Here is a 25,092-nt window from a genome sequence, read left to right as displayed (position 1 = left end):
ACATGCAATCATAGATGCTTTTAAATGTATCTGCCTCCGGCACACTCCTTCCACCTATGGAGGGGTGACATGGCCAGCAATTCCTACGAAACCGGACGTTTGAACCTGCCGTTTGTCGGCATCTGCACGTTCGGCAAATATCCCTACCAGCCGGACTGGGACGCCATCGACGCCGATGTGGCGATCCTCGGCGCACCGTTCGACTGTGGCACGCAGTGGCGGGCGGGCACCCGTTTCGGGCCGCGCTCGATCCGCGAAGCCTCGACGCTGTTTTCCTTCGGCCACGGCGGCGCCTACGATCACGAGGACGACGTCACCTATCTGCCGAGCGGTGAGGTCTCGATCGTCGATATCGGCGATGCCGACATCGTCCACACCGACACGATGAAGAGCCACGCCAATATCGAATTCGGCGTGCGCAAGATCCTGGCTGCCGGCGCGCTGCCGGTGGTGCTGGGCGGCGACCATTCCGTCAACATCCCCTGCGTCAACGCCTTTGCCGAGGACTGCGAAAAGAACGGCCCGATCCACATCGTCCAGATCGACGCCCATCTCGATTTCGTCGACGAGCGCCATGGCGTGCGCTACGGCCACGGCAACCCGATGCGCCGCGCCGCCGAAAAGCCCTATGTCAGCGGCCTGTCGCAGTTCGGCATCCGCAATGTCTCCTCCACCGCCAAGGAAGGTTACGAAGATGCCCGCAAGATGGGCTCCGACATCCTCTCGGTGCGCCAGATCCGCGCGCTCGGCACGCAAGCGGTGGCCGAGCGGGTGCCGGCCGACGCGCGCTACTACGTCACCGTCGACATCGACGGCTTCGATCCGTCGATCGCGCCGGGCACCGGCACGCCGTCGCATGGCGGCTTCATCTACTACGAGGTGCTGGAAATTCTCGCCGCACTTGTCAAGCGCGGCACGGTCGTCGGCATCGATCTCGTCGAGGTCGCACCGGACTACGACCATTCCGGTTCAACATCCACTTTGGCCGCGCAGGTGCTCATGAACCTGATCGGTCGCGTCATGCATGCACGGGGAACGTGAGGCCGCAGGCCTACGAGGAGGACAGGACATGGACGAAAACGTCCGCAATTATCTGGATCAATACGGTGTCAGCGACGCGACCCGGCGGTTTCTGGCGAAGCCCCAGAAGATGTTCATCGATGGAGCCTGGGTCGACAGCGGCAATGGTGCAACCTTCGACGTCTTCGAACCTTCCACGACTGGCCTGGTAACCCGGGTGCCGTCAGGCACGACCGAGGATCTCGACCGCGCCGTCAAGGCGGCGCGCCGCCAGTTCGATGGGGGCGCCTGGCGCCGCCTCAAGCCGCTCGAACGCGAGCGCCTGATCCACCGCCTCGCAGACCTGATCGAAGCGCACGCCGACGAACTGGCGGAGATCGAAGCCATCGACATGGGCAAGTCGGTGACATTCGCCAGAGAGGTCGACGTTCAGGGCACGATCGATACCTTCCGATATTTCGCCGGCTGGGCCTCCAAGTTGCATGGGCGCACGGTCGAGCCGTCCCTGCCGGGCAATTACCTGGCCTATACCCGCAAGGAGCCCCTGGGCGTCGTCGCGGCCATCGTGCCGTGGAATTTCCCGCTCCAGACCATGGCCTGGAAGCTTGCAGCTGCCCTTGCAGTCGGCTGCACCACTATCGTCAAGCCGGCCGAGCTGACCTCGCTTGCGACCCTGCGCTTCGGCGAACTGGTGCAGGACGCCGGCATTCCGGACGGTGTGGTCAACATTGTAACGGGCCGGGGCAGCGTGATCGGCGCGGCCATGTCGGCCCACCCCGGCATCGACAAGGTCACGTTCACCGGCTCGACGCCGGTCGGCCAGGAGGTCGGGCGCACGGCCGTCGGGCATCTCAAGCATGTCACGCTGGAACTGGGCGGCAAATCCCCCGTCCTGGTGCTCGACGATGCGGATCTGGCAAGTGCGGCCCGCGCGGTGGTCAACGGCGTATTCTTCAACTCCGGACAGGTCTGCGACGCCGGCACGCGCGTCTATGTCCAGCGCTCGGTCCATGACGCCTTCCTCGACGAATTGGTCGCCGTCACCCGCACGCTGAAGGTCGCGCCCGGACTGGACCGCGACTGCTATATCGGCCCCCTGGTGTCGGCGCAGCAGAAGAAGGTCGTTTCTGCGTATATCGAGGCCGGCCGCCGCGAAGGCGCCGAACTGATCCATGGGGGCGGCAGCCCCGATCGGCCGGGCCATTTCATCGAGCCCGCCATCTTCGCCCGCTGCAAACCCGAGATGAGCATCGTGCGGGAGGAGATTTTTGGCCCGGTGCTTGTGACCGATGCCTTCGACGAACTGGACGACGCGGTCGCGCTGGCGAACGACTCCGCTTTCGGCCTCGCCGCCGCCATCTACTCGAACGACTTGTCCCGTGTGCATGGGCTTATTCCGCGCCTTAACGCCGGCTCGATCTACGTCAACGCCCACAGCACCATCGATCCCTCCATGCCGTTCGGCGGCTTCAAGGCATCGGGCTTCGGCAAGGATCTGGGGCCGGAGCAGCTGGATTACCTGATGGAAACGAAGGCTGTCTGGATCACGCTGCCATGAGGCCCTGACACATCGCCCGGCCGTCGCCCATGGGCGGCCGGCTCCAAGGATCGGCGGCTGATGGAGCCGCATTTCTCGCGGAAAGACGCCAGAAGGCGCGACGCGACAAGGGGAACGACAATGGAAGACAACGATACCGCCTGGCAAAACGAGCTGGCGCGCCGCGCCCGCATCTATGAGGATATCGAGGCGGGGCACCGCTTCGAGGGCACGATGACTGCGCTCGACTATACCGGCATGACCGTGTTGACGGTCGTGCTCGTCGCCGCCTTCTGGATCTGGGGGGCCTGAGATGACCGACCATGTCGCCCGTGGCGGTCTCTCGGCCGCAGAAATCGAACGCGAGGACGCCACCCGCCACAGCGCCGCTGCCGAGCGCGGTGATGCGCCGCTCCTGCCCTCCGAGAGGCTCTGGGGCTTCTGGGAATTCACCTATGCCAATTCGGCGCTTGCCATCGCCACTTGGGCCTTCCTCATTGGCGGCGCGATTGGCCTGTTCGTCGGGCCGAAGGAAGGTATCGCCGCGATCGTCATCGGCAACATCGTTGGCGTGGTGCTGACGTCGCTCGCTACCACCTGCATGTCCGGGCGCTACGGTGTCGAACAGTTCATCGCGCTGCGCAGCCAGTTCGGCTACAACGGTAGCCGCGTTGTCTACGTTCTGGCCGTGGTGCTGCTCACCATGGGCTGGCTGGCGGTGCTCGCCATGATGTTCGGCCGCTCGATCGACGGCCTGATGGCGCTCAGCGCCGGTGAGGCGGCCAACCCGACTGGCGTCAAGATGGTCATTGCCGCGATCGGCGCCATCCTCGTCACCTGGTTCATCGTCGCCAAGGGCCCAACCTCGATCAAGTTCTTCAACATGGTCGTGTCACCGGCCCTGGTGATCCTGATGGGCGTGATGCTCTACCTCATCCTCAGTCAGCGGTCTTTCAGCGAGCTTCTGGCGCTGCCGGCGCTCGATCCGCCCTTCGAGGACAATACGCTGAACTTCATCGTCGCGGTGGAGGTCAATCTGGCCGCCGGCTTCTCCTGGTGGCCCTATATCGGCAACCTGGCGCGCCTCACCAAGAACGAACGGACCGCCTTCTGGCCGAACATCCTCGGCATCTTCGGGGCGGCTGCCCTTGGCGAAATCGTCGGTCTGCTTGCGGCCGTCTCACTCGGCGAAAGCGATCCGACGATCTGGATGACCAAGATCGCCGGTCCGGTCATCGGCATCATTGCCCTGCTCTTCGTCGCCTTCGCCAACATGACCTCGATGGCGAACATCCTCTACACCTCCATCGTCGGGCTGCGCCAGGTCGGCACGGCGTCTGTGCGCCGCATTCCCTGGGGCACGGTCCTCTTCCTGTTCTGCCTCATCCCGCTCGGCCTGGTGGTGTTCTATCCGCAGATGTACGACGGCTTCTTCATTTTCCTCGTCTGGACCTCGGCGCTCAATTCTGCGCTCGCCGGCATCGGCATCGTCGATTATTTCTTCCTGCGCGGCCAGAAGCTCGACATGCGCAGCCTGCATGGCCCCCAGCAAAACGGTCCCTACCGCTTCTGGGGAGGCTTCAATCCCATCGGGCTCCTCGCCCTTGCCGTCGGCTGCATCGTCTACGTCGTCATCTTCAATCCGCAGACGCTCGCGAGCCTGCCGGCCTTCAAGTACCTGACCGCCTCCATACCCGCCTGTGTCGCGGCAGGTGCGGTCCACTACGTCCTGACCCGGCTCTTCGCCCGCGGGCGAGGCTGGGGCCAGTATCCGTAACCTTGGGAAAACCGTCATGACCGACACATACGACTACATCATCATCGGTGCCGGTTCGGCTGGCTGCGTGCTCGCCAACCGGCTCTCGGAAGACCCGGCCACGAAAGTCCTCGTGCTGGAATACGGCGGCAGCGACAAGTCGATTTTCATCCAGATGCCGACGGCGCTCTCCATCCCGATGAATGGCACGAAGTACAACTGGAAATACATGACTCTGCCGGAACCCGGCCTCGACGGTCGCCGGGTACACTGCCCGCGCGGGAAAGTCATCGGCGGTTCGTCCTCGATCAACGGGCTCGTTTACATGCGCGGCCACGCCCGCGACTTCGACGAGTGGGAGGAGCGGGGCGCGCGCGGCTGGCGCTATGCCAATTGCCTGCCCTATTTCCAGCGTGCCGAAAGCTGGCAGGACGGGGGCGACGCCTATCGCGGCGCTTCCGGTCCGCTCGCCACCAACGCCGGCAACCGCATGCAGAACCCGCTTTACCGCGCCTTCGTCGATGCCGGCCGCGAGGCCGGCTACATCGCCACCGCCGACCCGAACGGCCATATGCAGGAAGGCTTCGGGCCGATGCATATGACGGTGAAGGACGGCGTGCGCTGGTCGACGGCCAACGCTTATCTGAAGCCGGCGATGAGCCGGCCGAACCTCACGGTCATAACCCACGCCATGACGCGGCGTGTGATCCTTGAGGGGAAACGCGCCGTCGGTGTCGAATATGAGTTTGGCGGCACGCGCGTCGTGGCGAAGGCCAGCCGCGAGGTGCTGATCTCCTCCGGTCCGATCGGCTCTCCGCACCTGTTGCAACGCTCAGGCATCGGCCCGGCGGCGGTACTGCGAAAGGCGGGTGTCGCGGTGCTGCACGATCTGCCGGGCGTCGGTGAGAACCTGCAGGACCATTCCGAGGTCTATATCCAATATGCCTGCAAGGAGCCGATCACGCTCAACGGCAAGATGGGCCTTCTCAGCCGTGCCCTGATCGGTGCGGAATGGCTGCTGTTCAAGAAGGGACTTTCAGTCTCCAACCATTTCGAGAGCGGCGGTTTCATCCGTTCCGATGTCGCGCTCGAATGGCCGGACATCCAGTTTCATTTCCTGCCCGCCGCCATGCGCTACGACGGCAAGAAGCCGCTCGAGGGCCACGGCTTCATGGTGCTCACCGGGCCGAACAAGCCGAAGAGCCGGGGCCATGTCCGTCTGCGTTCGCCGGAGGCGCACGAGCAGCCGGACATCCTCTTCAATTATCTCGACCGCGAGGAGGACCGCGAAGGCTTCCGCCGCTGCCTGCGACTGACGCGCGAAATCATCGCCCAGCCGGCCTTCGACCGCTTCCGTGGCGAGGAGATCGCTCCCGGCACCAATGTGCGCAGCAATGACGAGATCGACGCCTGGGTGCGCGAGACGATGGAAAGCACCTATCACCCCTGCGGCTCCTGCCGCATGGGCGAGGATGCCATGGCGGTGGTCGACAGCGACCTGAAGGTGCGCGGCATCGCGGGACTGCGGGTCATTGACAGTTCCGTCTTCCCCACGGAGCCGAACGCCAATCTCAACGCGCCGACGATCATGCTGGCCGAGCGCGCCTCCGACATCGTGCGCGGCAATCCGATGCTCGCCGCCTCCAATGCGGACGTGGGTATTGCGCCCGGCGTCGGGGTGACCCAGCGCAGCGGTACGCCCGTGCGCGCCGTCCGGCACTGAGCTCGGTGGCGGCGATGTTGCGCGGCATAGGCTATATAATCGCCCGACGGGATTGCGACGACACCGAGGAGCCGCAGGACTGGGCTATCGCCATCGAGGCGTTCCTGAGCCGCATGGTCGCCCGTTGCGCCGTCATGTGCGGGCGATCGCCTCGGCCAGGCGAAGAAGGTGAGGCTTCATGCGGTCTGTCGGAACGCCCGCATAGCCGAGGATGAGGGCGCCCGGCCGGGGTGTTGCGATCGTATAGTCGGACAGTGGGTAACATTGCAGCCCGGCATCGCGGACGGCGGCGTGCACGGCCCGGTCGTTCCGGCCATCCTCCAGCCAGGCAAGCGCGTTGAGCCCGCTGTCGGAGCAGTCAATGCGCGCGAGGCCGGCGAGCGTCGCCCGTCCGGCCTCCACGAACACCGCGCGGCGCTCCGCATAGAGGCCGCGCATGCGGCGCAGGTGGCTGGCAAAGTGGCCGCCGCCGATGAATTCGGCAAGGGCGAGCTGGGTTTCCACCGGGACGCTGCGGTGGATCAGTCCCGAAAGGCTGCGGAAGGAGCCGACGAGCTGCGGCGGCAGCACGAGATACCCGACGCGAATGCCGGGATAGAGCGCCTTGCTGAAACTGCCCGCATAGATGACCCGGTCATGGCTGTCGATGGACCGCATGGAGGGGAGTGGTGCACCGTCGTAGCGGAATTCGCTGTCATAATCGTCCTCGATGATCCAGGTGTCGTTCGTTCGTGCCCATTCCAGGAGCGTGAGCCGGCGCGGCAGCGACAGCGTCACCCCGAGCGGGTGGTGACGCGACGGCATGACGAAGGCGAGACGCGCGTCGGGATGGCGCGCCATGGCGCCCGCGATGTCCATGCCGTCAGCGTCGACATCGGCAGGGCAGAGGCGCAGCCCGAGCGTTCGAAACAGGTTGCTGGTCGTCACCGGGCCGGGATCCTCGAACCAGATGCCGTCGCCGGGATCGGCCAGCGCGAGCGCAGCGAGCGTGAAGGCGGCATGCCCGCCAGGGGTGATGACGATCTGTTCCGGATCGCAAGGGTCGCGCCGGTGAAGCGCCAGATATTCGGCGATCCTCTGGCGCAGCACCAGCTCGCCGGCGATATCGCCATAGCCCATGGCCACCGCCTTGCCGCTGCGCGTTACCGCATTCCAGCACTTGCGCCAAACGGCGAAGGGAAAGCGGTCGAGCGCCGGTTGGTTGGGCAGGAAGGGCTTATGCTCCATCTGGCCGATTTCGGCCGACACCTCGCGCGACAGTTCGCCGATCCGCGACAGCCGGGGCGCTGCGATATCCGGCGCGTCGCTACGGACAGGTGTGAGGCGCGGTTTCGTCAGTTGGCGCGGCAGGGCCGCCGAGACGAAGGTGCCAGCGCCCTGCCGTGCTTCCAGATATCCCTCCGCCCTCAGGTTCTCCAGCACCCGCACCAGGGTCTGGCGCGACAGGTCCAGTTCCTCGGCAAGGATGCGGCTTGCCGGCAGGCGCGTCCCCGCGCGCAGGTGCCCGCGCAGGATCGCCATGCGCAATTGGTCCTGCACCTGGCGGAATTTCGGCAGGGCGCTTGCAGCGTCGAGGCGAAGGAAGGGCAGGATCGGGCCTTCGAACTGTTTGGCCAAGGCGTGCCTCCGAAAATTGGTACAGTCAAATGCACCATAATGGACGTTTGATTGTTGTCCAATTGTTACATCCTGCCCTTACATAAAAACGCACCGATGCAGCTCCCGAGGACGCAGACAGGTGCAAGGGGAACCGGACGGGCGGCGACGCCGACGACCGGATGCAAGGACAGCACGCAGCCATCGCCCACGAACCGTCGCAGACGGTCAACAGGAGGACTCCATGAAACGCTACGTATCCCGCGCCGCGAGCCGCGCGTTCGTCTCCACGCTTGCCATTGCGGTCGCGCTACCGGGGCTTGCCCGTGCGGAAGCCCCGCAGGACCTCGTGGATGCCGCCACCAAGGAAGGCATGCTGACGGTGATCGCACTGCCACATGACTGGTGCAATTACGGCGAAGTCATTACCGGCTTCAAAGCCAAGTATCCGGGCATCACCGTCAACGAGCTGAACCCCGACGCCGGCACAGCCGATGAGTTGGAAGCGATCCGGGCCAACAAGGGCAATACCGGTTCGCAGGCGCCCGATGTCGTCGACCTCGGCCTCGCCTTCGCGCCGGCCGCAGCAGAAGAGGGCCTGCTTCAGCCCTACATGGTGGCGACCTGGGACGAGATCCCGGCCAACATCAAGGACGAAAAGGGCTATTGGTACGGCGACTACTACGGCGTCATGGCCTTCGGCGTGAACAAGGACCTGCTTGCAACCGCGCCGGCCGACTGGTCGGATCTCGCCAAGTCCGAATACTCCGGCGCCGTGGCGCTGACGGGTGATCCGCGCTCCTCGGCGCAGGCGATCCTCGCGCTGATGTCGGCGGGCGTTTCGCGCGGTGCCAAGCCCGGTGCCGATTCCGGCGCCAAGGGGCTGGAACTCTTCGCGGAGCTGAACAAGGCTGGCAACTTCGTGCCGGTACTCGGAAAGGCCGGCACCATCGCGCAAGGCCAGACCCCGATCGTCGCGGCCTGGGATTACAACCTGCTCGCCTGGCGCGACGGCCTGAAGGGCAACCCGCCAATGGACGTGGTCGTTCCGTCAAGCGGCGTGGTGGCCGGTGTCTATGTGCAGGCGATCTCGGCCTATGCGCCGCATCCCAACGCCGCCAAGCTCTGGATGGAGTATCTCTATTCCGACGAGGGCCAGATCGGCTGGCTGAAGGGCTACTGCCACCCGGCGCGCTTCAACGCCATGCTGAAGGCCGGCAAGTTCCCCCAGGCGCTTCTGGACAAGCTGCCGCCGGCGGAAGCCTATGAGAAGGCCATCTTCCCGAGCGTCGAGGAGCTCTCCGCCAACAAGACCGCCATCGTCGAAGGCTGGGACAAGGTCGTCGGCGCCAACGTGAAATAGGGTTCGCGTTTGCTACAGAGGCTCCGCTTGCCGCGGAGCCTCCCGCGGCTCCACCCTCAGGGAAAAATCCGATGACGACAAGCGCCGCATCCCTGCCGGCCGCCCTCAGGCCGCGGCAGGTTCGCAATTGGTTCGGGGTTGCCCCCTTCTTCATCTTCGCTCTGCTTTTCCTGATCCTGCCGACGTTCAACATCGTCGTCGGCGCGTTCCGCAATTCGGACGGGCAGGCAACGCTGGAAAACATCGGCAAGCTCTTCTCGCCGTCGATCCGGGGAGCCTTCTGGATCTCCATCGAACTCAGCCTGCTGACGGCGGTGCTCGGCTGCGTGATCGGTTTCCTTATCGCCGCCGCCATCTCGCTCGGCGACCTGCCGCGCCCGCTGCGCAACGGGATACTCACCTTTTCCGGCGTCGCTTCGAATTTCGCCGGCGTGCCGCTCGCCTTTGCCTTCATCGCCACACTCGGTCGCCTCGGTTTCGTGACGATGCTGCTGCGCAACTGGTTCGGCATCAACCTCTACGGCTCCGGCTTCAACATCGTCTCGTTCCTCGGCCTGGCACTCACCTATCTCTATTTCCAGATCCCGCTGATGGTGCTGATCATCACGCCGGCGCTGGACGGGTTGCGGCGCGAATGGCGCGAGGCGGCCGAAAGCCTGGGCGCGAGCGGTTTCCAGTATTGGCGCCTGGTGGCGCTGCCGGTGCTGTGGCCGTCGCTGCTCGGCACGCTGGCCCTGCTCTTCGCCAATGCCTTCGGCGCCGTTGCAACTGCCATCGCGCTCACCGGCTCGTCGCTCTCCATCGCGCCCATCGTGCTCTTCGCCCAGATCCGCGGCGACGTGCTCAACGATCCGCACCTCGGTTATGCCATCGCCTTTGCCATGATCGTTTTGACCGGCATCGCCAACGGCATCTACATCCTCCTGCGCATGCGCGCCGAACGGTGGGTAAAATGACGGGAAAACGCCTCTGGTCCTGGCTCGCCGTCGCTCTCGGCGGGCTCTATTTCCTGCTGCCGCTCCTCGGCATGTTCGATTTCTCGATGCGCATGACGCGCGGCGAATACAGTTTCGAGGCCTACCGTGTCGTGCTGGCCGATCCGCAGTTCCAGCAGACCTTCGGCTATTCGGTCGTACTGGCGCTCCTGACCATCGTGCTCGGCATCCTGATCGTCGTGCCGACGGCCTATTTCGTCAGGCTGCGCCTACCGGGCCTGCGCCCGGTTGTGGAATTCATCACGCTGCTGCCGCTGGTCATTCCGCCGATCGTCATCGTCTTCGGCTATATCCGCATCTACAACACTTCCTCGATCCTGCCGCTGACGGGAAGCTGGTGGGGCACGAACATCCTGCTGCTGTTCGGCTACGCGACGCTGTCGCTGCCATATATGTACCGCTCGGTGGACACCGGCCTTCGCACCATCGACATCGCGAGCCTCACCGAGGCGGCGCAAAGCCTCGGGGCCGGCTGGGCGCGCATCCTCGCCGCCGTCATCCTGCCGAACGTCTTCGTCTCGGTCATGTCGGGGGCATTCCTGACCTTCGCCATCGTCATCGGCGAATACGTCTTCGCAGCACTCCTCAACGTCAATTCCTTCGGTCCCTACATGGTGTGGATGGGCGGCAACCGGGCATACGAGCCCTCGGCACTCGCCGTGGTCGCCTTCGCCATCACCTGGGCCTGCATGGGATTGATGCAGCTTTTCACCCGCTTTTCCAAATTCTCCACCGTGAGGCGCTGACCATGGCCTTTCTCGACATTCATCATCTGGAAAAATCCTTCGGCGCGACGCGCGTCGTCAAGGATTTCAATCTTGGCATCGAAAAAGGCGAGTTCGTCTCCTTCCTCGGTCCTTCCGGCTGCGGCAAGACCACGGTGCTGCGCATGGTGGCGGGGTTCGAAACGCCGACTTCCGGTTCGATCCGCATCGACGGGCGGGACGTGACCCGCATTGCCGCCAACCGGCGCAACATCGGCATGGTGTTCCAGGCCTACGCGTTGTTCCCCAACCTGACGGTGGCCGACAATATCGGCTTCGGCCTCAAGGTGGCGGGCGAGGGCAAGGCCGCGATCCGCACCCGGGTCGCCGAGATGCTTGAGCTGATTGGCCTGCCGCAGCTGGGCGGCCGCTATCCCTTCCAGCTGTCCGGCGGCCAGCAGCAGCGCGTGGCGCTGGGCCGAGCGCTTGCCGTGCGCCCGCAGGTGTTGCTTCTCGACGAGCCCCTCTCGGCGCTCGACGCGAAAATCCGCGTCAGCCTGCGCGAGGAGATCCGCCGCATCCAGCGCGACCTCGGCATCACCACCATCTTCGTCACGCACGACCAGGAAGAGGCGCTCTCCATGTCGGATCGCGTCGTGGTCATGCATCAGGGCGTGGCAGACCAGGTCGGAACCCCGTTCGAGATCTACAACCGGCCGACAACGCGCTTCGTGGCCGAGTTCGTCGGCACGCTGAACCTCATCGACGCCGAGCTCACGGACGCCGCTGCCGGCCGGATCCGGCTGGGCGACGTGCCGGTGGCGCTGAACCGGACGCTGGCGGGGCGTTCCGGCGACCGCATCAGCCTGGCGCTTAGGCCGGAAACGGTGGCGTTGGGGCGCAAGCAGGACGGCAATGTCGTTCTCTCCGGCCATATCGCCGAGGTGCATTTCCTCGGTTCGGTGATCCGCGTCCGCGTCGCGGTCGCCGGCCAGCTCCTCTCGCTCGATACGTTCAACCAGCCCGACAGGCCGCCGCCGGCGATCGGCGCGCCAGTCGAGGTCAGCGTTTCGGAGCGCGACCTTCTGGTGCTGGCCGCCTGACGGCGGCGGATCGCCCGTCAACCAACACGATTATCTTGCGGAGGAACCGGCACCGTGAAGGATATGCCATGGAACGCCATGCCGCGCCCGGACTGGCGGGCGAAAATTGCAGCCCTTGCCGCTGAAAGCCGCGGCCGACTTGCCACGCGGGCGAGGAGCGCCCCGCTGTTTGCGCATGCCTATGCCTTTCATCTCAACATGCGCTTCGGCGGAATGACGCCGCTGCATCTCATCGAATTCGCCCAAGCGCAGCAGCTTTGCGGCATCAAGATCCATGTCGAGGACGGCGAGCAGGCAAGCCTGAGCCGGATGCCGGACGCGGCTCTGCAAGCCTTTGCGGAGGCTGTCGCGCGCCACGGGCTGGAACTGCATGTCGAGACCAGCACGACGGAAGCGGCCGGGCTCTCGGATGCCGTGCGCATCGCGCTTGCCGCCGGCGCCACCTCGCTGCGCTGCTATCCGCGTTACGAGGGTCGCATTTCCGAGATCGTCGAGTGGACGATCGCAGACCTGCGGCGCCTCGCCGATTTCGATCCGCAGGCGCAGCTGCGCTACACGCTCGAACAGCATGAGGACCTGACGTCCGAAGAGCTGATCCGTATCCTGCGGGCAGTCGACAATCCGCGCCTCGGCCTGCTGTTCGATTTCGGCAACATGATCAATGCCTACGAATTGCCGCTGCCGGCGCTGGCGCTGCAGGCGCCCTACATTGCCGAAGTGCATGTGAAGGATTGCCTCGTCCAGCCGGATCGTGGTGGCTGGGCCCATCTTGCCTGCCTGTCCGGCGAGGGGCATCTGCCGATGGCGGCGATGTTTGTGGAATTGCTGCTTCTGGGCGAAGACCGACCGCAGGTTCTGGCCTTCGGGCTGGAGGAGGAAGAAGGGTATTTCGCGCCCGCCCTGCGGTTGCCTTCGGATGGGCCGGACCCGTTCATTGCCGCCCGCCCGGCGAGCTTTACCGATATCGGGCCCGGCAATCTGACAGCGCGTCTGCGGCAGGAGGCCGCCGCCGCCCAAAGGCAGGTCGAGACTGTCAGAACCCTGTTGCGTGAGATTGCGACCGAAGCCGAAAGGAACCAAGCATGACGCCTGCACAAACCTGCCCGCCGGCCTTTCTGGCGCTCGCCCACGCCATGGCGGACGCTGCCGCCGATGTGATCCGCCCGTATTTCCGCCAGCGCCTTGCCATCGACGCCAAGGCCGATGCCAGTCCCGTCACCATCGCCGACCGCGATGCGGAAGCAGCGATGCGGCAAATGATCGAGGTCCATTTTCCCGATCACGGCATCAGGGGCGAGGAGTTCGGCGCCTGCCGGACGGATGCCGAATGGATCTGGGTGCTCGATCCCATCGACGGCACGAAATCCTTCGTCTCCGGCTCGCTCGCCTTCGGCACGCAGATCGCCCTTCTTTATCGCGGTGAACCCATGCTCGGCATGATCAATCAGCCGATCACGGACGAACGCTGGCTCGGCCTGCCCGGCACGCCGGCGACCCTCAACGGCGACCCGATCCGAACCAGCGATCGAACGGCTATCGACCGGGCGATTCTCTACACCTCTGCCCTGGAACAGTTCGATCGCGAACGCCATAGCCAATTCGCCGAGTTGGCCGCAAAGGTCCACTTCACCCGGTTCTCGCACGACTGCTACGCCGCCGGCCTCCTGGCCTTCGGCAGCATCGATCTCCTCGTCGAAAGCAATGTCTTCGACTACGATATTCTCCCGCAGATGCCGATCGTGCTCGGCGCCGGCGGCATTGTGACGGATTGGGAAGGCAGACCACTCGCGGACGCGCGCCGGTATGACACCGTGTTGATGGCGGCGAACGAAAAAATCCATCGGGCCGCACTGGAGGCTCTTCGTCGAGCGTGATGTCCGACGCTGAACCCGGCCAAGGCGTTGATCCGGTGTCGGTTTTTGGGTCTGGAAGCAGACGGTCAACGCTTGACATGAGCGGCGGCGGCCGGTGGGGGGAGGTCCGCTTGTGGTCGTCCCCGCGATGGAAGGGTTAGGCCCCCGGTTCGTGGCAAACCACTTCGATATTGTGCCCGTCCGGACCAATGACGAAAGCTGCATAGTAGTTCGCGTGGTAGTGCGGGCGCAGACCGGGCGCACCATTGTCTTTGCCGCCCGCCTCCAGAGCGGCGCGATAGAAAGCTTCGACCTGCTGGCGATTGTCGGCCGTGAACGCCAAATGAAGATGCGCCGGCTTCTCCTCGGTTTGGTACAGGCACAGTGAAGCCTTGCCCTTTGGGCTAAGCTCGACACCGTATGTCGGCGGCCCCTCCGCGACGACAGCTACACCGAGCGGTTCGAGTGCGCTCAGGAAGAACGCTTTGCTCGCTGCATAGTCGCTCACTCCGAATTTGACGTGGTCAAACATGAGTTCTCCTGAAATGTGTCGGCCGTGCCTCACGGAGAAGCAGCCGGAGCGTGCCGCCTGCTGCGCCTTGCGCTGCAAAGCGGTCCTTCGCGGCCGTTTTGCGTGTCAGAGCTTAATGGCATGGCTCAGCCATCAATGGCAAGGAACAGGGGCGGGGTGCCCAGAAGGGTAGCGCCCCAATGAGTGAGCCCGCAGTGCACGCAGACTGAGCCGGCCATTGAGGTTGTACAGGCCCGTAGACCGGGCCGGTAAAATGCCGGTCTCTCAGGCCTGGATGGAGGAAATCGGGATCCCACCCAACAATCCTTGACCCGAACCTTCTCACATGACGATACAACAGCAGCGATCACACGGAGCGCGTGATGCCGCCGTCAACACGAATGTTCTGGCCCGTGATGTAGGCCGCACCATCGGAGGCAAGAAATGCCACCGTTGCGGCGATTTCGTCGCTGGTGCCATACCTTTTCATAGGCACGCCCTCGCGCCGTTCCTCGGTGGCCGGAAGGCTGTCGATCCAGCCGGGCAGGATATTGTTCATGCGGATATTCTCGGCCGCATAGGTGTCGGCAAACACCTTTGTGAAGGAGGCAAGGCCCGCGCGCGCCACCGCCGAGGTCGGAAACATGGCGCTTGGTTCGAATGCCCATGCGGTGGAGATGTTTATGATCGAGCCGGATTTCTGGCCTTGCATTATGGGCGTTACCAGCCGTGTCGGTCGCACGGCATTCAGGAAGTAAACGTCGATTCCGGTATGCCAGTCCTCATCCGTAATCTCAAGGATCGGCTTCCTCGGCCCATGCCCTGCGCTGTTCACCAGCACGTCGATCCGGCCCCAACGGTCCACCGTACCATCCACCAGGCGCTTCAGGTCGTCGTTGGATTGGTTCGATCCGGTGAGGCCAAATCCGCCGAGTTCCTGCGCCAGCGCCTCTCCCTTGCCCGAGGATGACAGGATGGCCACCTTGAACCCGTCAGCGGCCAGACGCCGGGCCGAGGCCGCACCCATACCAGAACCACCCGCCACGACGATCGCCACTTTTTCTGCTGACATATTCGTTTCCTTCATCGGGATTTGCGTTAATTGCCCACAGTGATAGCATCTTTCGTCTAGGCTCACGAACCAGAACAACACTTATCATCCAGTAGAAAAACTATCGCATGGCTGACGGTAATCGGCGACTTCCGCCGCTGAACGCATTGCGTGCCTTCGAGGCCGCATCGCGACATCTGAACTTCCGCCTCGCCGCTGAAGAGTTGGGAGTGACGCAGGGTGCAGTCGCGCAGCAAGTGCGCGGTTTGGAAACCTCCCTCGGCCTGAAGCTATTCGAGCGCCATACGCGGACGCTTGCGCTCACCGACGTTGGGCGCAGCTATGTGGGCAATATCAGCCGCGCCTTCGAACTGATTTCCGATGCGACGGAAGCCCTGAAACCCGAACCACGGCATCTGACCATCAGCGTGACGCCAACCTTCGCGTCACGCTGGCTGATCCCACGGTTGCCGGACTTCACGGAGATGCATCCCGACATCGGCCTGCGCATTCTGGCGACCGACCGGATCTCCAATTTCCAAACCGACGCGGTGGACTTGGCGGTGCGCTACGGGCGTCCGCCCTTCGGACCGGGTCTGATCGCCGACCTCCTGTACGAAAACGTGATCGTTGCTGTCGCAAGCCCTCTGTTGATCGAGAAGCTTGGACCGCCAACACAGCCTGAAAATCTCAGCCATTATGCGTTGCTACATGATGCCCATGATTTCTGGCCCCAGTTTCTGGATGTTGCCTTTCCCGCAGGGGTCGCCACCTCGGGCAAGAACATCCGGTTCAACCAAACCTCGCTCGCGATCGAGGCAGCGGCGGCAGGGCAGGGCCTCGCTCTCGCCAGCCTGTTCTTCGTGACGGACGATCTGGGTTCCCGTCGTCTTGTCCGCCCGTTCACGCCAGAATTGCGCGTTGGAGCGGACTTCTATCTGGTCTCGCCTCGCAAGCCGCGCCACCCGGCCGCTGTTCTGGAGGTTCGAGAATGGATGAGCGCGGCCAAGGCGGGTAGGATGGGCTGAGACATCGGATCAATCACAGCGGTTATGTGATTGTGTTCCCGCCATCGCGGTTGGACGTTTTGCAACGTCGCGGCACAGGGACTTTTGCCGCCGCCGATTGTCTCTCTTGCTCCGCTCCTCTCGTTGTTATGCCTTTCTTGGAAAAAGGTATAACTCGAATGAAAACATACCAACGTCGAAATCACCCGCCGCGAGGCACTGGCCTTTGGACGCGGATGGCGCCCACAATCCTGCCTACGACCGCTTCGTCAATTGATGTTCTCGCCAGATGGTGAAAAGGCCCGCGCCGACGACGATGAGAGCGCCTGCGATCATGTTGTGCGTTAAATTCTCGTCGAACAACATCACCGCTACAATGACATTGAGAACCAGCTGAAAATAGGTGACAGGCTGAACTTCGGCGGCAGGCAGCAGCCCATACGCCCTGATCAGGAAGTAGTGACTGAGCGTACCGCAGACGCAAAGCGCTGCCAGCGCAAGCCAGTCGAAAGTCTGGACTTCGGTCCAATAGAAGGGGCCAATGAGTGAAATCGCGAGAGCACCGACGACGCCGGCATAAAAGAGGCTTGTGACTGCCGAATCCTCATGGCTGACCGCGCGCGTGGCGATGCTGTAGAGCGCAAACAGCACGGATGCTGCGAGCGGCAGAAGAAGCGACATGTCGAAGTGAACATCTACGGGGTTTATGATCACCAAAACGCCAATCAGTCCAACCAGTACCGCCGTGCCGCGCCGCCATCCTACCGTCTCTCCCAGCAGCGGAATTGACAGGACCGTGATGATCAGCGGCGTTGCCTGAAAGATCGACTGGCTCATGGCGAGCCCGGCATGAACGTAGGAAAAGACGATGATGACGATTTCCGCGACGAGCAAAAGTCCGCGTGCAATCTGTAACCAAGGATGACGCGTCTGAACGGCGCGGCGATATCCGCCCGGTGACGATGCGGCGAAACAGAATACGAAGAGCGCAAACGCCCAGAACCGTATCATGGTTATGAAAAGCGCCGGGTAACGGTCACCAAGGTACTTGGTGATGGCGTCCTGGGCGGCGAAAATGCAGATCGCCAGGAAGGCGAAGAGGTAGCCGCGGGTCTTGGAGCTCATCACACACATACTCAGAATCGTTGACGATCCTGAATAGCATAGTCCTTGGGTCAAAGTCCGGTGCGAGCCGGCATGTTGTCGACGGCGCGGTGATGAAGCCAATGAAAAAAGGCTTGCAATCGTCACTCGGTCGCATGCGGCCGTGGCGGTCGACGCCAGCCCACCCTTTTCTCACATAAGGTTCGAGAGGAGGCGTCCTGTCCGCTTTAGCGCCGCTCATAATTCCGACCGGGAAGGTCAGGGCGGAAAATCTCTGCCTTTGAGCGTGAGGTGGGCCGGGAGGGGGAAGGCGAAATCACTGCGCGCGCGTCATTTGCGCTTTCCGAGGCAGCGCTTCCCGCGTGTCACGTTCGGTACTTGTATCAATCGATATTGACACCGTCACCGACGGGGGCTGCCCAGTGGTAAAAGAGGTCGCGTCGCTGGCGACTCCTATCGGTAACGAGGCGCCTTCCAGCGTATTGGTTCGCGGGCCACTTTCACACTCGTCAAACGATCTGCACCGCAGTTGGGTCAACGAAAGCGCGGTCGTTTGGGCGGGGCGTTGGTTTCGAGCTCATGTCTGCTCGCGAACTTGCCCAACAGGGAAAGGAGCCTGCCCTGATCCCTGCTGCTTATGCTGTGGCGGATGCAATGCTCCACGACGTCGAACACAGGTTGGTGGGGCTGCGAACGCAGTTTTTGATCATTGATATGTTTGGACATGAGCGTACCTCCGGCCAGATAACGCCGGGAAGGGCCGACGAGTTCCCTTCGTGCGGCCGCTTTCGGCGCCTCGTTTTCACGACGCCGCAATTCAGTATGTGCAAGACGAAGGCGGCAGCGTGATGTCAGTGCAGTTTTGTAATCTTGGCCTCGGCGATTGCCTCGACAAACGCCTCACGGGCTTGTTCCCAAGGGTAGGTACCAAGCATTGCGTCCGTGCACTTGTTGAGGGCGTCGGTGAAGGCGACGCCATAGTCTACCGGCCAGCTGTCGTTAAGCAAAGTAGCTGCCCGCGCGGGCGTCCAAACCATCTGCACTCCGTCGAGGTCGGGAAGCTGGATGATGACGCATTCGTTCCAAGTTTCGATCATCGCCCTGTCCTTTTCTTCGCAGGGATAACGATCGGATGCAGCCTTCGTTCCGAAGCGGTCCCGGCAGAAGCAGGGCCCCGGTTTGCGTGGATCGCCGGAGGTCGTTCCGTGATCGCCAATGTAACCTTACGCAGCCCTTTGAGGATTGCTGCCCCGGGGCACCTCCACCTGCTCAAATGCAGCAGTGGCCGGCAAACCGGCTTCAAGACACGCTGCGATGAACGCTTCGCGCGCGACGGCGACTGGGGTCGCCCGCTGAAGTGCACCGCGGCAAGTCCTGACCGCGCGCTCGTAGCGCTGTCCTCGACGAAGCGGCCACTCATTTTCCAGGAAATCAAGAGCCTCATAGACGGACGAGAAGACGTGATGCGTGCCGTTCTGAAACTTTACCAAGAGCGGCACAGACCATGGCATTTCCGCAATGAACATGGGTTCCTCCTTCACATGCAAGCGGATGAAGAAAGACAGTTTAAATTAGGTGCAGCGAATGGATGTTCAAGCGGGCAATTGACGCCCGCAAAGAAAAGGCCCCTGCGGGAGGGGCCGAGAGAACGACAGCTGTTGCCGGGGGGCTGCCAGCTGTCATGGGGTGTCCATAAAACGCGGGCGCTGGCGAATTGTTCCAAACCTGCTGACCTCGCACCGGGCTGCTCCAGATATCCCTGGCGCGCATAAACATCTAGCGTCCGTGACCTTGCCCCTTTGAAATCCATCTTGAATTAAGCTCCGGCCGATAGCGCGTGACGGTGCTTGGCGAAATTTAAGAGATTCTCACATCACCTTCATGTGCAGCGGTGGACCGGGCTAACTCCCGTCTGCAGGGTCACCGTTTGGGTTCGGCGCTGGCATCTCTCTTATATCTCGCGCGGGATGTTTGCGGTCGTCGGGCTCCGATGGCGCTTCCTTGTCGTCGGGACGGCGGATTGGCTGTGCTCTAGGGTCGACCCTCTTGGGTGGGTCAGCAGTCTTCTTGGACATGTCCAGTTCCTCCAGGTTCAATGACAAGAAGCGATTGACGGGACTGAAGGTTCCGGGACCGCTGGGAGGGGTGGATGGTCAAGGGACTTGAAGCTCGGGCGGCCGAAATGTCGCTGCTGCGGGCAATTATCTTCAAGGCTTCCTCGGCCTCGTCGGCGCTGACGACGCCCCAAACCGCCAATCTCTCATGAAGCCCTGTAAGCGCGCCTGCGACGGGCCGCCGATCCATGTACAAAGCGAAAACCAGCATTCTCTTTCTCGATCGGCGTCACTTGGTTTCTGGTAGATCCAGCGGGCAACCAATGCGGACGACCACGCGCTCGGCCCCGGCAATCTCCTCGGCTATCCGTCGAATGGTTTGCGAAGCGTCCCGTTCCCGCAGTACGCCTTCTATAATCACCACGTCGCCGAGCGCACGAAAACAAAGGCCTCGTGTGTCGAACGGTGCCTCGGAACTCACGGCACCGCGTATCGAATCCAGCAGCGCGCTGTATCCATAAAGTCTATCACCATCGGGCGCGATCAGGATCATTGCGAAACTCCTTTCATCATCATATGAGCAAACCCTAATTGTTAAGGAAAGTTCCCACTGAGCGTTCCGAAGTTTCTTGCATACCCGATCGTCAACACGCCAACGGCCGCGACGCATGGCAAGCCGGGCGACATCCTCGATGGTTGGATGGCGCACGGCACGGCTCGTCAATTGCGCTGTGGAACTGCCGCAGCGTCAATCGTGTTTGAACAGGAGAAGTTGCTCCATCAGGAAAGTGCTCTTCCTACAGCCTCAATATCCCCGAATGCGGCGCAGCCACAAAACCTGATGATCGGCAGTGGAAAAGTTTGGCGCGGTCTCTCATCGCAGCCGTCCGGGTCCCGGGCTATTTTTGTGATCGCTCCAAAAGGATACGCATCTCATCGAACCGCCTTTTTCGCGCAGCGTCCTCCTCCTGGGGCGTATAGCAGGTGTTCGATTGGCAAAACCGGACCAATGCAAAGGGCGGCTTTGCGTCACTGAATTCACATTCAAACGTGTCCGACATTTCCGATTTTGCCACGTTGGCACGAGTCGAATAGGTCAGCCGCACGCCCGGCGGCTTCAGTTCCGGGAAGGACTGAACAATTCCAAGATGCAACACATCGGTCAGAAGGAAGTTTTTTGCGACCGTGGCGCATATCGCTTCCAGATCCCCTGACTGGGCGAAAGCTGGAGATGCGACCAGGTTCAGCAAAAGCACATAGCGTATCATGTAGTTCCTCCAGGGCTTTACCTTGTAGGTAACTAGAGGCGGAACAATAATATCAATTGGTCGTTGCGCGAAATTTCGACCGGCAGGAAGAAGTCGGCAGAGGGTTTGACGCCGGTAGGCGGGAAGCCCTCGCGAGCCGATCGTTGGATGGGAACAATCCTGCGCTTTCGCCATTATATTAGTGCACGCGCAAAAGCGATCCCGAACTTAATCCCTCCGGATCGTGTGCAGGATGGCCTCCTCGAAAGGAGGCCATCTGTCTATTACAGCGGCCGACACGCCCATGGCCGGATGATTTGCGAGATTGTCCATCACCGACACGATGCGCGCTACAACGCGGCCGGCCGCGTCGGGGTGTGGCCGAGCATACGGCGAGCATCGGATGACGTTGCAGCAATTGCCACGGTGAAAAAGCGACTTCCTTGCGGCGATTACGTCCGCCTTGACGTTCCCGAATGACCGTTCTCGTGCAACCACGGTGGATTCCGCTAAGGCCGATCACCATGTCTGTGCTCTTCGGGGGCTGGTCCTAGTTTGCTGTGCCGGAGTTGAAGCGACGAAGCAGGGCCGTAAAGAGGCGTAGATCCGCCTCGCTCCAGCCGTGGAGACGACGGCGAAAACCTCGCCCTTGTACTTGATCGCTGCGCGTATCTTGGTGGCGCCCTGGTCTGTCAGGGACAGTATTACGCCACGCTTGTCGGCCGGATCGGGACGAGACTCGACGATTCCGGCTTGCTTTAGCTGTCGCACCAGGCGGCTAGTCGCGCTACGGTCCATAGCATCATGTTATCCCTCGAACTTTCGCGGCAGCTGGAAGGAACCGGCGTGGCAGTGATCTGCCTAGACCCGGGTTTTAATGTCACTGGTCTGGGGCGCGAGCTGAGCATTGCGCCAATGCTCGAACGGATCCTGACGAGGCTGAAGATTGGCGATCCCCGTCGAGGCGCGGACATTATCGTTCGTCTCGCCATGGATGCTGAGTTCGGGACCGCTACGGGCGGATATTTGTGATAGGTAACTCGCTGGTTGATGTCAGCTATCGGCCCGAAACAGACGCAGGCAGTCTTTTGATAGTGTCTCAGTCTTAATCCGGTAGCCGCTGAACAACCTCAACAATGTCTCGCGTGCGTGACGCCCGCCCGCCCCATTTGGTATCAAATTCGTTGCCCGCGGATTGAATAGCGGCGTTCGCCGCCTCTAAACTAGAGAACTCATAGAAGGCAGTGTGCTTCGAGGGATCGGTTCGGCTCCAGGTGCGCCAAGCCCGGAGCGCCCCAAACACGCGCAATGCGTCTGGCATATGGCGATCGTACCATTGGTCGAAGAGGGCTCGGTCCACTTCATTCGGAACATCGGCATGCACTATTAGCAGCGCTTGAGTGGACATTTCGCCCCCGCTTTTCTCAGATCGCATATGACAAGACGCGCTCCGATAAGCATACAAGAGTTTGGCGCGGTTCACGAGACCGCGGCGCAAATCGGCCGCCCTCTCGGTGGAGGATGCAACGCCGCTGGAGCCTGTCTCGCCCGCCGACGACCCGAATGCGCGGCAGGCATTGTGGGCCATAACCCACGAGGTGCTTGGGGCGATTTCCTGAGGCGGACGAGTCTTCGCGGCTGAAAGGACCCGACGAGCGTGCCCGGAGTCCTGCAGGAGCGCGTACGGAGCGGAACACTGACATAGGCCCCGGAAAACCGGGGCATCTTGACGTCTATTGCCGACCTACCGATGCTATATCAGAGCCGTGGGTCGGGCCCTTCTGAAGTTGGATCGGCAGCTGGCGCGAATTGCTGCAATCCTTGTTCGCTCAACAATTCGGCACGTATCTTGCCGACGACGGAGTCGATGAAAGCCGAAACCGCCAGTGGCAAGTGGGCCCGGTTGGGGTAGACGACGCTCATGCCGAGATTGCGGCGCATGTATTGGGGCAACACCGGCACCAGTCGGCCGACCGCGAAATCGGCTGTGCCCAGGATTGGTGTCAACGCGATGCCGAGGCCTGCTATCGCCGCCTTTCGGATCGCCTGTGCGGTATTCGCCATCACGCGGCCGGTGACAGTCACCTCCTCCTCGGCGCCGTCGGGACCTTGAAGGCGCCAGGTCGCATAGTCCCGGGCCTGTGGCATGAACAGACAGTCATGACGGGTCAGCTCCTGCAATGTGACAGGCGTCCCGCGCGCGGCAAGGTAGGAGGGGCTGGCGACAAGTCCGAACGAGCGGGTTTGGATCTTGCGGACAACATAGTTCGGACCACGCGTTGCGTTCCCTCGGAAGGCGACATCGATGCCTTCTTCGATAAGATCAACCGTGGCGTCGCTTAACACGAACTCGATACGCACTTGTGGGTGCGAGGCCAGGAACTCGGCTATCCATTCCATTTTGTAGAAGTCGAAGAAGTCGGCGGGCATCGCCACACGTATCAGCCCCCTCGGCACCCGCGCGCCGGCAATCAGATCCTCTCCCGCTTGTTGCAGTCCATCCACGGCCGCAGCGCTATTATCGTAGAGTTCATGTCCGGCATCGGTGAGTTTCAGCTTCCGGGTGGATCGCTGCATGAGCCGGGCGCCGAGCTGCTCTTCCAATTCCTGAATGCGCCGGCTGACCGTATTGGCGGGAATCCCCAAACGACGTCCGGCCTCCGCGAAACTGCCAAAGCGAACAACCTGCACGAACAGGCCGATGTCGTTCAGGTCGAGCATCGTCGATATTCCTTCTAAAAATGGGGGAGTTAAATCCGATAGCCCCGCCTAGTCAATTAAATATGCGGCGAGCATTTTAGGGACAGCGGGAATTGCACGCAGTCCCGATTGTTCGACAAGCCTGAAAGGAAGCACCCACATGTCCAAGAACCCACATATCGGCATCGTCGTCGGCTCGACGCGAGAGGGCCGCTTCAGCGAGCGGGCGGCCGCATGGTTTCACAAGATTGCCGCTCGGCGCAGCGATCTCAGCGTCGAAATTGTCGACCTGCGCGACTACCCGATGCCATTCTTCGATGAGCCGGCATCGCCGGCCTGGATGCAGCCGAAGGATCACGTCGCAGAGCGTTGGGCGGCGAAGCTGGCCGCGTTGGACGGGTTCGTCTTCGTCACGCCCGAATACAATCACGGATACAGCGCAGTGCTGAAGAACGCGCTGGACTATGCCTTCCAGCAATTCAACCGCAAGCCGGCCGCCTTCGTCGGGTATGGCGGCGTCGGGGCCGCACGCGCCATCGAGCAACTGCGCATGGTTGCCGTCGAACTTCAGATGGCGCCGATCCCCAAGTCCGTGAACATCGGCATGGCCGAGTTCCTTGGCATCTGGCAGCAGGGCAAGGATTTCGCGGATTTTCCGCATCTCGAACAGGCGGCGGGCGTTCTGTTGGATGACTTTTCCTGGTGGAGCCACACGCTGCAGACCGGGCGTCAGGCCACATCCGCACTGGCTTCAGTCGGCTGAACGCGTTGGGTCGCCGCTCGGCCCAACGGGCGGCGGCCCAATTTGGTCCAGTGAAAGGAGATTGGTCATGAGTCAGAAGCTTGCTGTCGTCGTCACGGGAGCCACAGGCCAACAAGGCGGCGCTGTCGCGAAGAACCTGCTGGAGCGCGGCCACGAGGTTCGCGCCGTCACGCGCAATACCGACTCCGCGAAGGCAAGGAAGCTCGCAAACGCTGGCGCCACCCTCATCCGCGCCTCACTCGAAGACACGGCCACGCTCACCAAGGCGCTCGAAGGAGCGACCTCTCTCTTCGTGATGACGACGCCATTCGAAGGAGGTCCGCAAGCCGAGACGCGGCAGGGCATCTCCGCCGCGGACGCAGCCAAGGCCACAGGCGTACACCTCGTCTTCAACTCGGTCGGCTCTGCCAATCGACAGACGGGCGTCCCGCACTTCGACAGCAAGTATGAGGTCGAAAAGCACATCGCCAAGATCGGCGTGCGCGCCACGGTCCTGACAGCGTACACGTCCCTGCGCGCCGTGCTTGCCGAGCACACTACCTTCGACCCGAAGGTGGGTGCGGCCCTCACCCTCGCGGCTGCGGTCGGCAACGCCTACATGAGCCGTATCGCCAGTCGGCTCGCCCAGATGAATGGCTGGACCGAAGAGCAGGTCGGTGCCTTAACGACGGGCACCTCGACAAACGACGTCAAAATCGATGTGCTGGCCGCCTGGTCAGGGAAGTGGCTGCCAATTCGGGAAACGTTGCCGACGTCACCTGGAAGGCCGCTCAATTCGCCGGCTGGAGCGATGAGCAACTAGCCGACGTGTTTGCTTACGTGGGGGCGACGGTATTTACGGGGTACTTCCTCAATTACGCACAAACGGATTTGGATGTCTTCTCTATTCGGCGTGGTGAGGTCAAGCACCTTCTGACTGTCCGTAGCTATGGTTGATTGATGTCTTCGCAGTATCGCGCTTCTCTCCGGGATCGGCCTGCGTGGCCCTCCCACTATGGGACCAGA

Annotated in this window: 24 protein-coding genes; 14 read left to right on the top strand and 10 right to left on the bottom strand. The window is 62.3% G+C overall.

Going from position 1 to position 25,092, the window contains the following annotated elements:
• The first annotated feature begins 69 nt into the window (after positions 1 to 69).
• The 5 genes from speB to betA all read left to right on the top strand — a co-directional run bounded on the left by speB (position 70) and on the right by betA (position 6,036).
• Positions 70 to 1,041: an agmatinase gene (gene speB / locus IB264_RS11460; RefSeq protein ID WP_192433345.1), complete on the top strand. Its 972-nt coding sequence runs from the start codon at positions 70 to 72 to the stop codon at positions 1,039 to 1,041.
• A 28-nt stretch (positions 1,042 to 1,069) separates the two neighbouring features.
• Positions 1,070 to 2,578, top strand: a complete 1,509-nt coding sequence (locus IB264_RS11455; protein WP_192433343.1) for an aldehyde dehydrogenase — start codon at positions 1,070 to 1,072, stop codon at positions 2,576 to 2,578.
• A 120-nt stretch (positions 2,579 to 2,698) separates the two neighbouring features.
• Complete coding sequence (locus tag IB264_RS11450; protein WP_107027011.1) at positions 2,699 to 2,869, top strand: hypothetical protein; 171 nt, start codon at positions 2,699 to 2,701, stop codon at positions 2,867 to 2,869.
• Between the two features lies 1 nt (position 2,870).
• A complete protein-coding gene (locus tag IB264_RS11445) occupies positions 2,871 to 4,334 on the top strand; it encodes a cytosine permease (RefSeq protein WP_192433341.1) in 1,464 nt (487 codons plus the stop codon).
• Between the two features lie 16 nt (positions 4,335 to 4,350).
• Positions 4,351 to 6,036, top strand: coding sequence for a choline dehydrogenase (betA, locus tag IB264_RS11440; protein WP_057221077.1), 1,686 nt, complete (start codon positions 4,351 to 4,353; stop codon positions 6,034 to 6,036).
• 132 nt (positions 6,037 to 6,168) lie between these two features.
• On the opposite strand, the gene IB264_RS11435 is transcribed toward betA, so the two are convergent.
• Positions 6,169 to 7,653 (bottom strand): PLP-dependent aminotransferase family protein, encoded by a 1,485-nt coding sequence (locus IB264_RS11435; protein ID WP_057216894.1) that lies wholly within the window; start codon positions 7,651 to 7,653, stop codon positions 6,169 to 6,171.
• A 223-nt stretch (positions 7,654 to 7,876) separates the two neighbouring features.
• Here IB264_RS11435 and IB264_RS11430 point away from each other — a divergent pair, with 223 nt between their 5' ends.
• The 6 genes from IB264_RS11430 (at position 7,877) to IB264_RS11405 (ending at position 13,671) form a co-directional block, all read left to right on the top strand.
• Positions 7,877 to 8,995 carry an ABC transporter substrate-binding protein gene (locus IB264_RS11430; protein WP_084814045.1) on the top strand — a complete coding sequence of 373 codons (1,119 nt, stop codon included), beginning with the start codon at positions 7,877 to 7,879 and terminating at the stop codon, positions 8,993 to 8,995.
• Between the two features lie 71 nt (positions 8,996 to 9,066).
• Positions 9,067 to 9,951 (top strand): ABC transporter permease subunit, encoded by an 885-nt coding sequence (locus IB264_RS11425; protein WP_057221074.1) that lies wholly within the window; start codon positions 9,067 to 9,069, stop codon positions 9,949 to 9,951.
• Positions 9,948 to 10,736 carry an ABC transporter permease gene (locus tag IB264_RS11420; protein WP_025430328.1) on the top strand — a complete coding sequence of 263 codons (789 nt, stop codon included), beginning with the start codon at positions 9,948 to 9,950 and terminating at the stop codon, positions 10,734 to 10,736. The genes IB264_RS11425 and IB264_RS11420 overlap by 4 nt, the downstream gene beginning before the upstream one ends.
• Positions 10,737 to 10,738: 2 nt before the next feature.
• Positions 10,739 to 11,797, top strand: a complete 1,059-nt coding sequence (locus tag IB264_RS11415) for an ABC transporter ATP-binding protein (RefSeq protein ID WP_084814044.1) — start codon at positions 10,739 to 10,741, stop codon at positions 11,795 to 11,797.
• A gap of 63 nt (positions 11,798 to 11,860) precedes the next feature.
• Complete coding sequence (locus IB264_RS11410; RefSeq protein ID WP_084814043.1) at positions 11,861 to 12,883, top strand: sugar phosphate isomerase/epimerase; 1,023 nt, start codon at positions 11,861 to 11,863, stop codon at positions 12,881 to 12,883.
• Positions 12,880 to 13,671, top strand: a complete 792-nt coding sequence (locus tag IB264_RS11405) for an inositol monophosphatase family protein (RefSeq protein ID WP_084814042.1) — start codon at positions 12,880 to 12,882, stop codon at positions 13,669 to 13,671. The genes IB264_RS11410 and IB264_RS11405 overlap by 4 nt, the downstream gene beginning before the upstream one ends.
• Positions 13,672 to 13,807: 136 nt before the next feature.
• Here the strand turns inward: IB264_RS11405 and IB264_RS11400 are convergent, their stop codons facing one another.
• Positions 13,808 to 14,182, bottom strand: a complete 375-nt coding sequence (locus IB264_RS11400) for a VOC family protein (RefSeq protein WP_025430324.1) — start codon at positions 14,180 to 14,182, stop codon at positions 13,808 to 13,810.
• A gap of 346 nt (positions 14,183 to 14,528) precedes the next feature.
• Positions 14,529 to 15,233 (bottom strand): SDR family oxidoreductase, encoded by a 705-nt coding sequence (locus IB264_RS11395; protein WP_025430323.1) that lies wholly within the window; start codon positions 15,231 to 15,233, stop codon positions 14,529 to 14,531.
• Between the two features lie 107 nt (positions 15,234 to 15,340).
• On the opposite strand from IB264_RS11395, the gene gcvA reads away from it, so the two are divergent.
• Positions 15,341 to 16,240, top strand: coding sequence for a transcriptional regulator GcvA (gene gcvA / locus IB264_RS11390; protein WP_084814041.1), 900 nt, complete (start codon positions 15,341 to 15,343; stop codon positions 16,238 to 16,240).
• A 234-nt stretch (positions 16,241 to 16,474) separates the two neighbouring features.
• On the opposite strand, the gene IB264_RS11385 is transcribed toward gcvA, so the two are convergent.
• The 7 genes from IB264_RS11385 to IB264_RS11355 all read right to left on the bottom strand — a co-directional run bounded on the left by IB264_RS11385 (position 16,475) and on the right by IB264_RS11355 (position 23,345).
• Positions 16,475 to 17,344 (bottom strand): DMT family transporter, encoded by an 870-nt coding sequence (locus tag IB264_RS11385; protein ID WP_051509330.1) that lies wholly within the window; start codon positions 17,342 to 17,344, stop codon positions 16,475 to 16,477.
• An 830-nt stretch (positions 17,345 to 18,174) separates the two neighbouring features.
• Positions 18,175 to 18,420 carry a DUF982 domain-containing protein gene (locus tag IB264_RS11380; protein ID WP_025430319.1) on the bottom strand — a complete coding sequence of 82 codons (246 nt, stop codon included), beginning with the start codon at positions 18,418 to 18,420 and terminating at the stop codon, positions 18,175 to 18,177.
• Between the two features lie 126 nt (positions 18,421 to 18,546).
• Entirely contained in the window at positions 18,547 to 18,849 is a 303-nt protein-coding gene (locus tag IB264_RS11375) for a DUF982 domain-containing protein (protein WP_025430318.1), read from the bottom strand.
• Between the two features lie 817 nt (positions 18,850 to 19,666).
• Positions 19,667 to 19,930, bottom strand: coding sequence for a hypothetical protein (locus IB264_RS11370; protein ID WP_025430317.1), 264 nt, complete (start codon positions 19,928 to 19,930; stop codon positions 19,667 to 19,669).
• A gap of 346 nt (positions 19,931 to 20,276) precedes the next feature.
• Entirely contained in the window at positions 20,277 to 20,645 is a 369-nt protein-coding gene (locus IB264_RS11365) for a hypothetical protein (RefSeq protein ID WP_025430316.1), read from the bottom strand.
• A gap of 498 nt (positions 20,646 to 21,143) precedes the next feature.
• Positions 21,144 to 21,422: a MarR family transcriptional regulator gene (locus tag IB264_RS35585; RefSeq protein WP_057225945.1), complete on the bottom strand. Its 279-nt coding sequence runs from the start codon at positions 21,420 to 21,422 to the stop codon at positions 21,144 to 21,146.
• A 960-nt stretch (positions 21,423 to 22,382) separates the two neighbouring features.
• Positions 22,383 to 23,345 (bottom strand): LysR family transcriptional regulator, encoded by a 963-nt coding sequence (locus tag IB264_RS11355; RefSeq protein ID WP_192433339.1) that lies wholly within the window; start codon positions 23,343 to 23,345, stop codon positions 22,383 to 22,385.
• Positions 23,346 to 23,484: 139 nt separating this feature from the next.
• Here IB264_RS11355 and IB264_RS11350 point away from each other — a divergent pair, with 139 nt between their 5' ends.
• Positions 23,485 to 24,087, top strand: coding sequence for an NADPH-dependent FMN reductase (locus tag IB264_RS11350; protein ID WP_025430311.1), 603 nt, complete (start codon positions 23,485 to 23,487; stop codon positions 24,085 to 24,087).
• A gap of 67 nt (positions 24,088 to 24,154) precedes the next feature.
• Positions 24,155 to 24,889: an NmrA family NAD(P)-binding protein gene (locus IB264_RS11345; protein ID WP_025430310.1), complete on the top strand. Its 735-nt coding sequence runs from the start codon at positions 24,155 to 24,157 to the stop codon at positions 24,887 to 24,889.
• The last annotated feature ends 203 nt before the right edge of the window (positions 24,890 to 25,092 follow it).

Origin of the sequence: Ensifer sp. ENS11, from assembly GCF_014851895.1 — a bacterium.
Classification (GTDB): domain Bacteria; phylum Pseudomonadota; class Alphaproteobacteria; order Rhizobiales; family Rhizobiaceae; genus Ensifer; species Ensifer canadensis.
The sequence above is the reverse complement of the archived record's forward strand: the minus strand, read 5'-3'. Positions and strand labels throughout refer to the sequence as shown.

What these genes read in the sequence shown, in the direction of transcription:
- IB264_RS11345 (WP_025430310.1), top strand. Translation starts at nt 24,155, where the DNA reads ATGAGTCAGAAGCTTGCTGTCGTCGTCACGGGAGCCACAGGCCAACAA.
- IB264_RS11385 (WP_051509330.1), bottom strand. Translation starts at nt 17,344, where the DNA reads ATGAGCTCCAAGACCCGCGGCTACCTCTTCGCCTTCCTGGCGATCTGC.
- IB264_RS11450 (WP_107027011.1), top strand. Translation starts at nt 2,699, where the DNA reads ATGGAAGACAACGATACCGCCTGGCAAAACGAGCTGGCGCGCCGCGCC.
- IB264_RS11365 (WP_025430316.1), bottom strand. Translation starts at nt 20,645, where the DNA reads ATGATACGCTATGTGCTTTTGCTGAACCTGGTCGCATCTCCAGCTTTC.
- IB264_RS11455 (WP_192433343.1), top strand. Translation starts at nt 1,070, where the DNA reads ATGGACGAAAACGTCCGCAATTATCTGGATCAATACGGTGTCAGCGAC.
- IB264_RS11420 (WP_025430328.1), top strand. Translation starts at nt 9,948, where the DNA reads ATGACGGGAAAACGCCTCTGGTCCTGGCTCGCCGTCGCTCTCGGCGGG.
- IB264_RS35585 (WP_057225945.1), bottom strand. Translation starts at nt 21,422, where the DNA reads ATGGACCGTAGCGCGACTAGCCGCCTGGTGCGACAGCTAAAGCAAGCC.
- IB264_RS11405 (WP_084814042.1), top strand. Translation starts at nt 12,880, where the DNA reads ATGACGCCTGCACAAACCTGCCCGCCGGCCTTTCTGGCGCTCGCCCAC.
- IB264_RS11380 (WP_025430319.1), bottom strand. Translation starts at nt 18,420, where the DNA reads ATGATCGAAACTTGGAACGAATGCGTCATCATCCAGCTTCCCGACCTC.
- IB264_RS11355 (WP_192433339.1), bottom strand. Translation starts at nt 23,345, where the DNA reads ATGCTCGACCTGAACGACATCGGCCTGTTCGTGCAGGTTGTTCGCTTT.
- IB264_RS11410 (WP_084814043.1), top strand. Translation starts at nt 11,861, where the DNA reads ATGCCATGGAACGCCATGCCGCGCCCGGACTGGCGGGCGAAAATTGCA.
- gcvA (WP_084814041.1), top strand. Translation starts at nt 15,341, where the DNA reads ATGGCTGACGGTAATCGGCGACTTCCGCCGCTGAACGCATTGCGTGCC.
- IB264_RS11375 (WP_025430318.1), bottom strand. Translation starts at nt 18,849, where the DNA reads ATGTTCATTGCGGAAATGCCATGGTCTGTGCCGCTCTTGGTAAAGTTT.
- IB264_RS11395 (WP_025430323.1), bottom strand. Translation starts at nt 15,233, where the DNA reads ATGTCAGCAGAAAAAGTGGCGATCGTCGTGGCGGGTGGTTCTGGTATG.
- IB264_RS11430 (WP_084814045.1), top strand. Translation starts at nt 7,877, where the DNA reads ATGAAACGCTACGTATCCCGCGCCGCGAGCCGCGCGTTCGTCTCCACG.
- IB264_RS11415 (WP_084814044.1), top strand. Translation starts at nt 10,739, where the DNA reads ATGGCCTTTCTCGACATTCATCATCTGGAAAAATCCTTCGGCGCGACG.
- IB264_RS11445 (WP_192433341.1), top strand. Translation starts at nt 2,871, where the DNA reads ATGACCGACCATGTCGCCCGTGGCGGTCTCTCGGCCGCAGAAATCGAA.
- IB264_RS11400 (WP_025430324.1), bottom strand. Translation starts at nt 14,182, where the DNA reads ATGTTTGACCACGTCAAATTCGGAGTGAGCGACTATGCAGCGAGCAAA.
- IB264_RS11350 (WP_025430311.1), top strand. Translation starts at nt 23,485, where the DNA reads ATGTCCAAGAACCCACATATCGGCATCGTCGTCGGCTCGACGCGAGAG.
- IB264_RS11425 (WP_057221074.1), top strand. Translation starts at nt 9,067, where the DNA reads ATGACGACAAGCGCCGCATCCCTGCCGGCCGCCCTCAGGCCGCGGCAG.
- betA (WP_057221077.1), top strand. Translation starts at nt 4,351, where the DNA reads ATGACCGACACATACGACTACATCATCATCGGTGCCGGTTCGGCTGGC.
- speB (WP_192433345.1), top strand. Translation starts at nt 70, where the DNA reads ATGGCCAGCAATTCCTACGAAACCGGACGTTTGAACCTGCCGTTTGTC.
- IB264_RS11370 (WP_025430317.1), bottom strand. Translation starts at nt 19,930, where the DNA reads ATGATCCTGATCGCGCCCGATGGTGATAGACTTTATGGATACAGCGCG.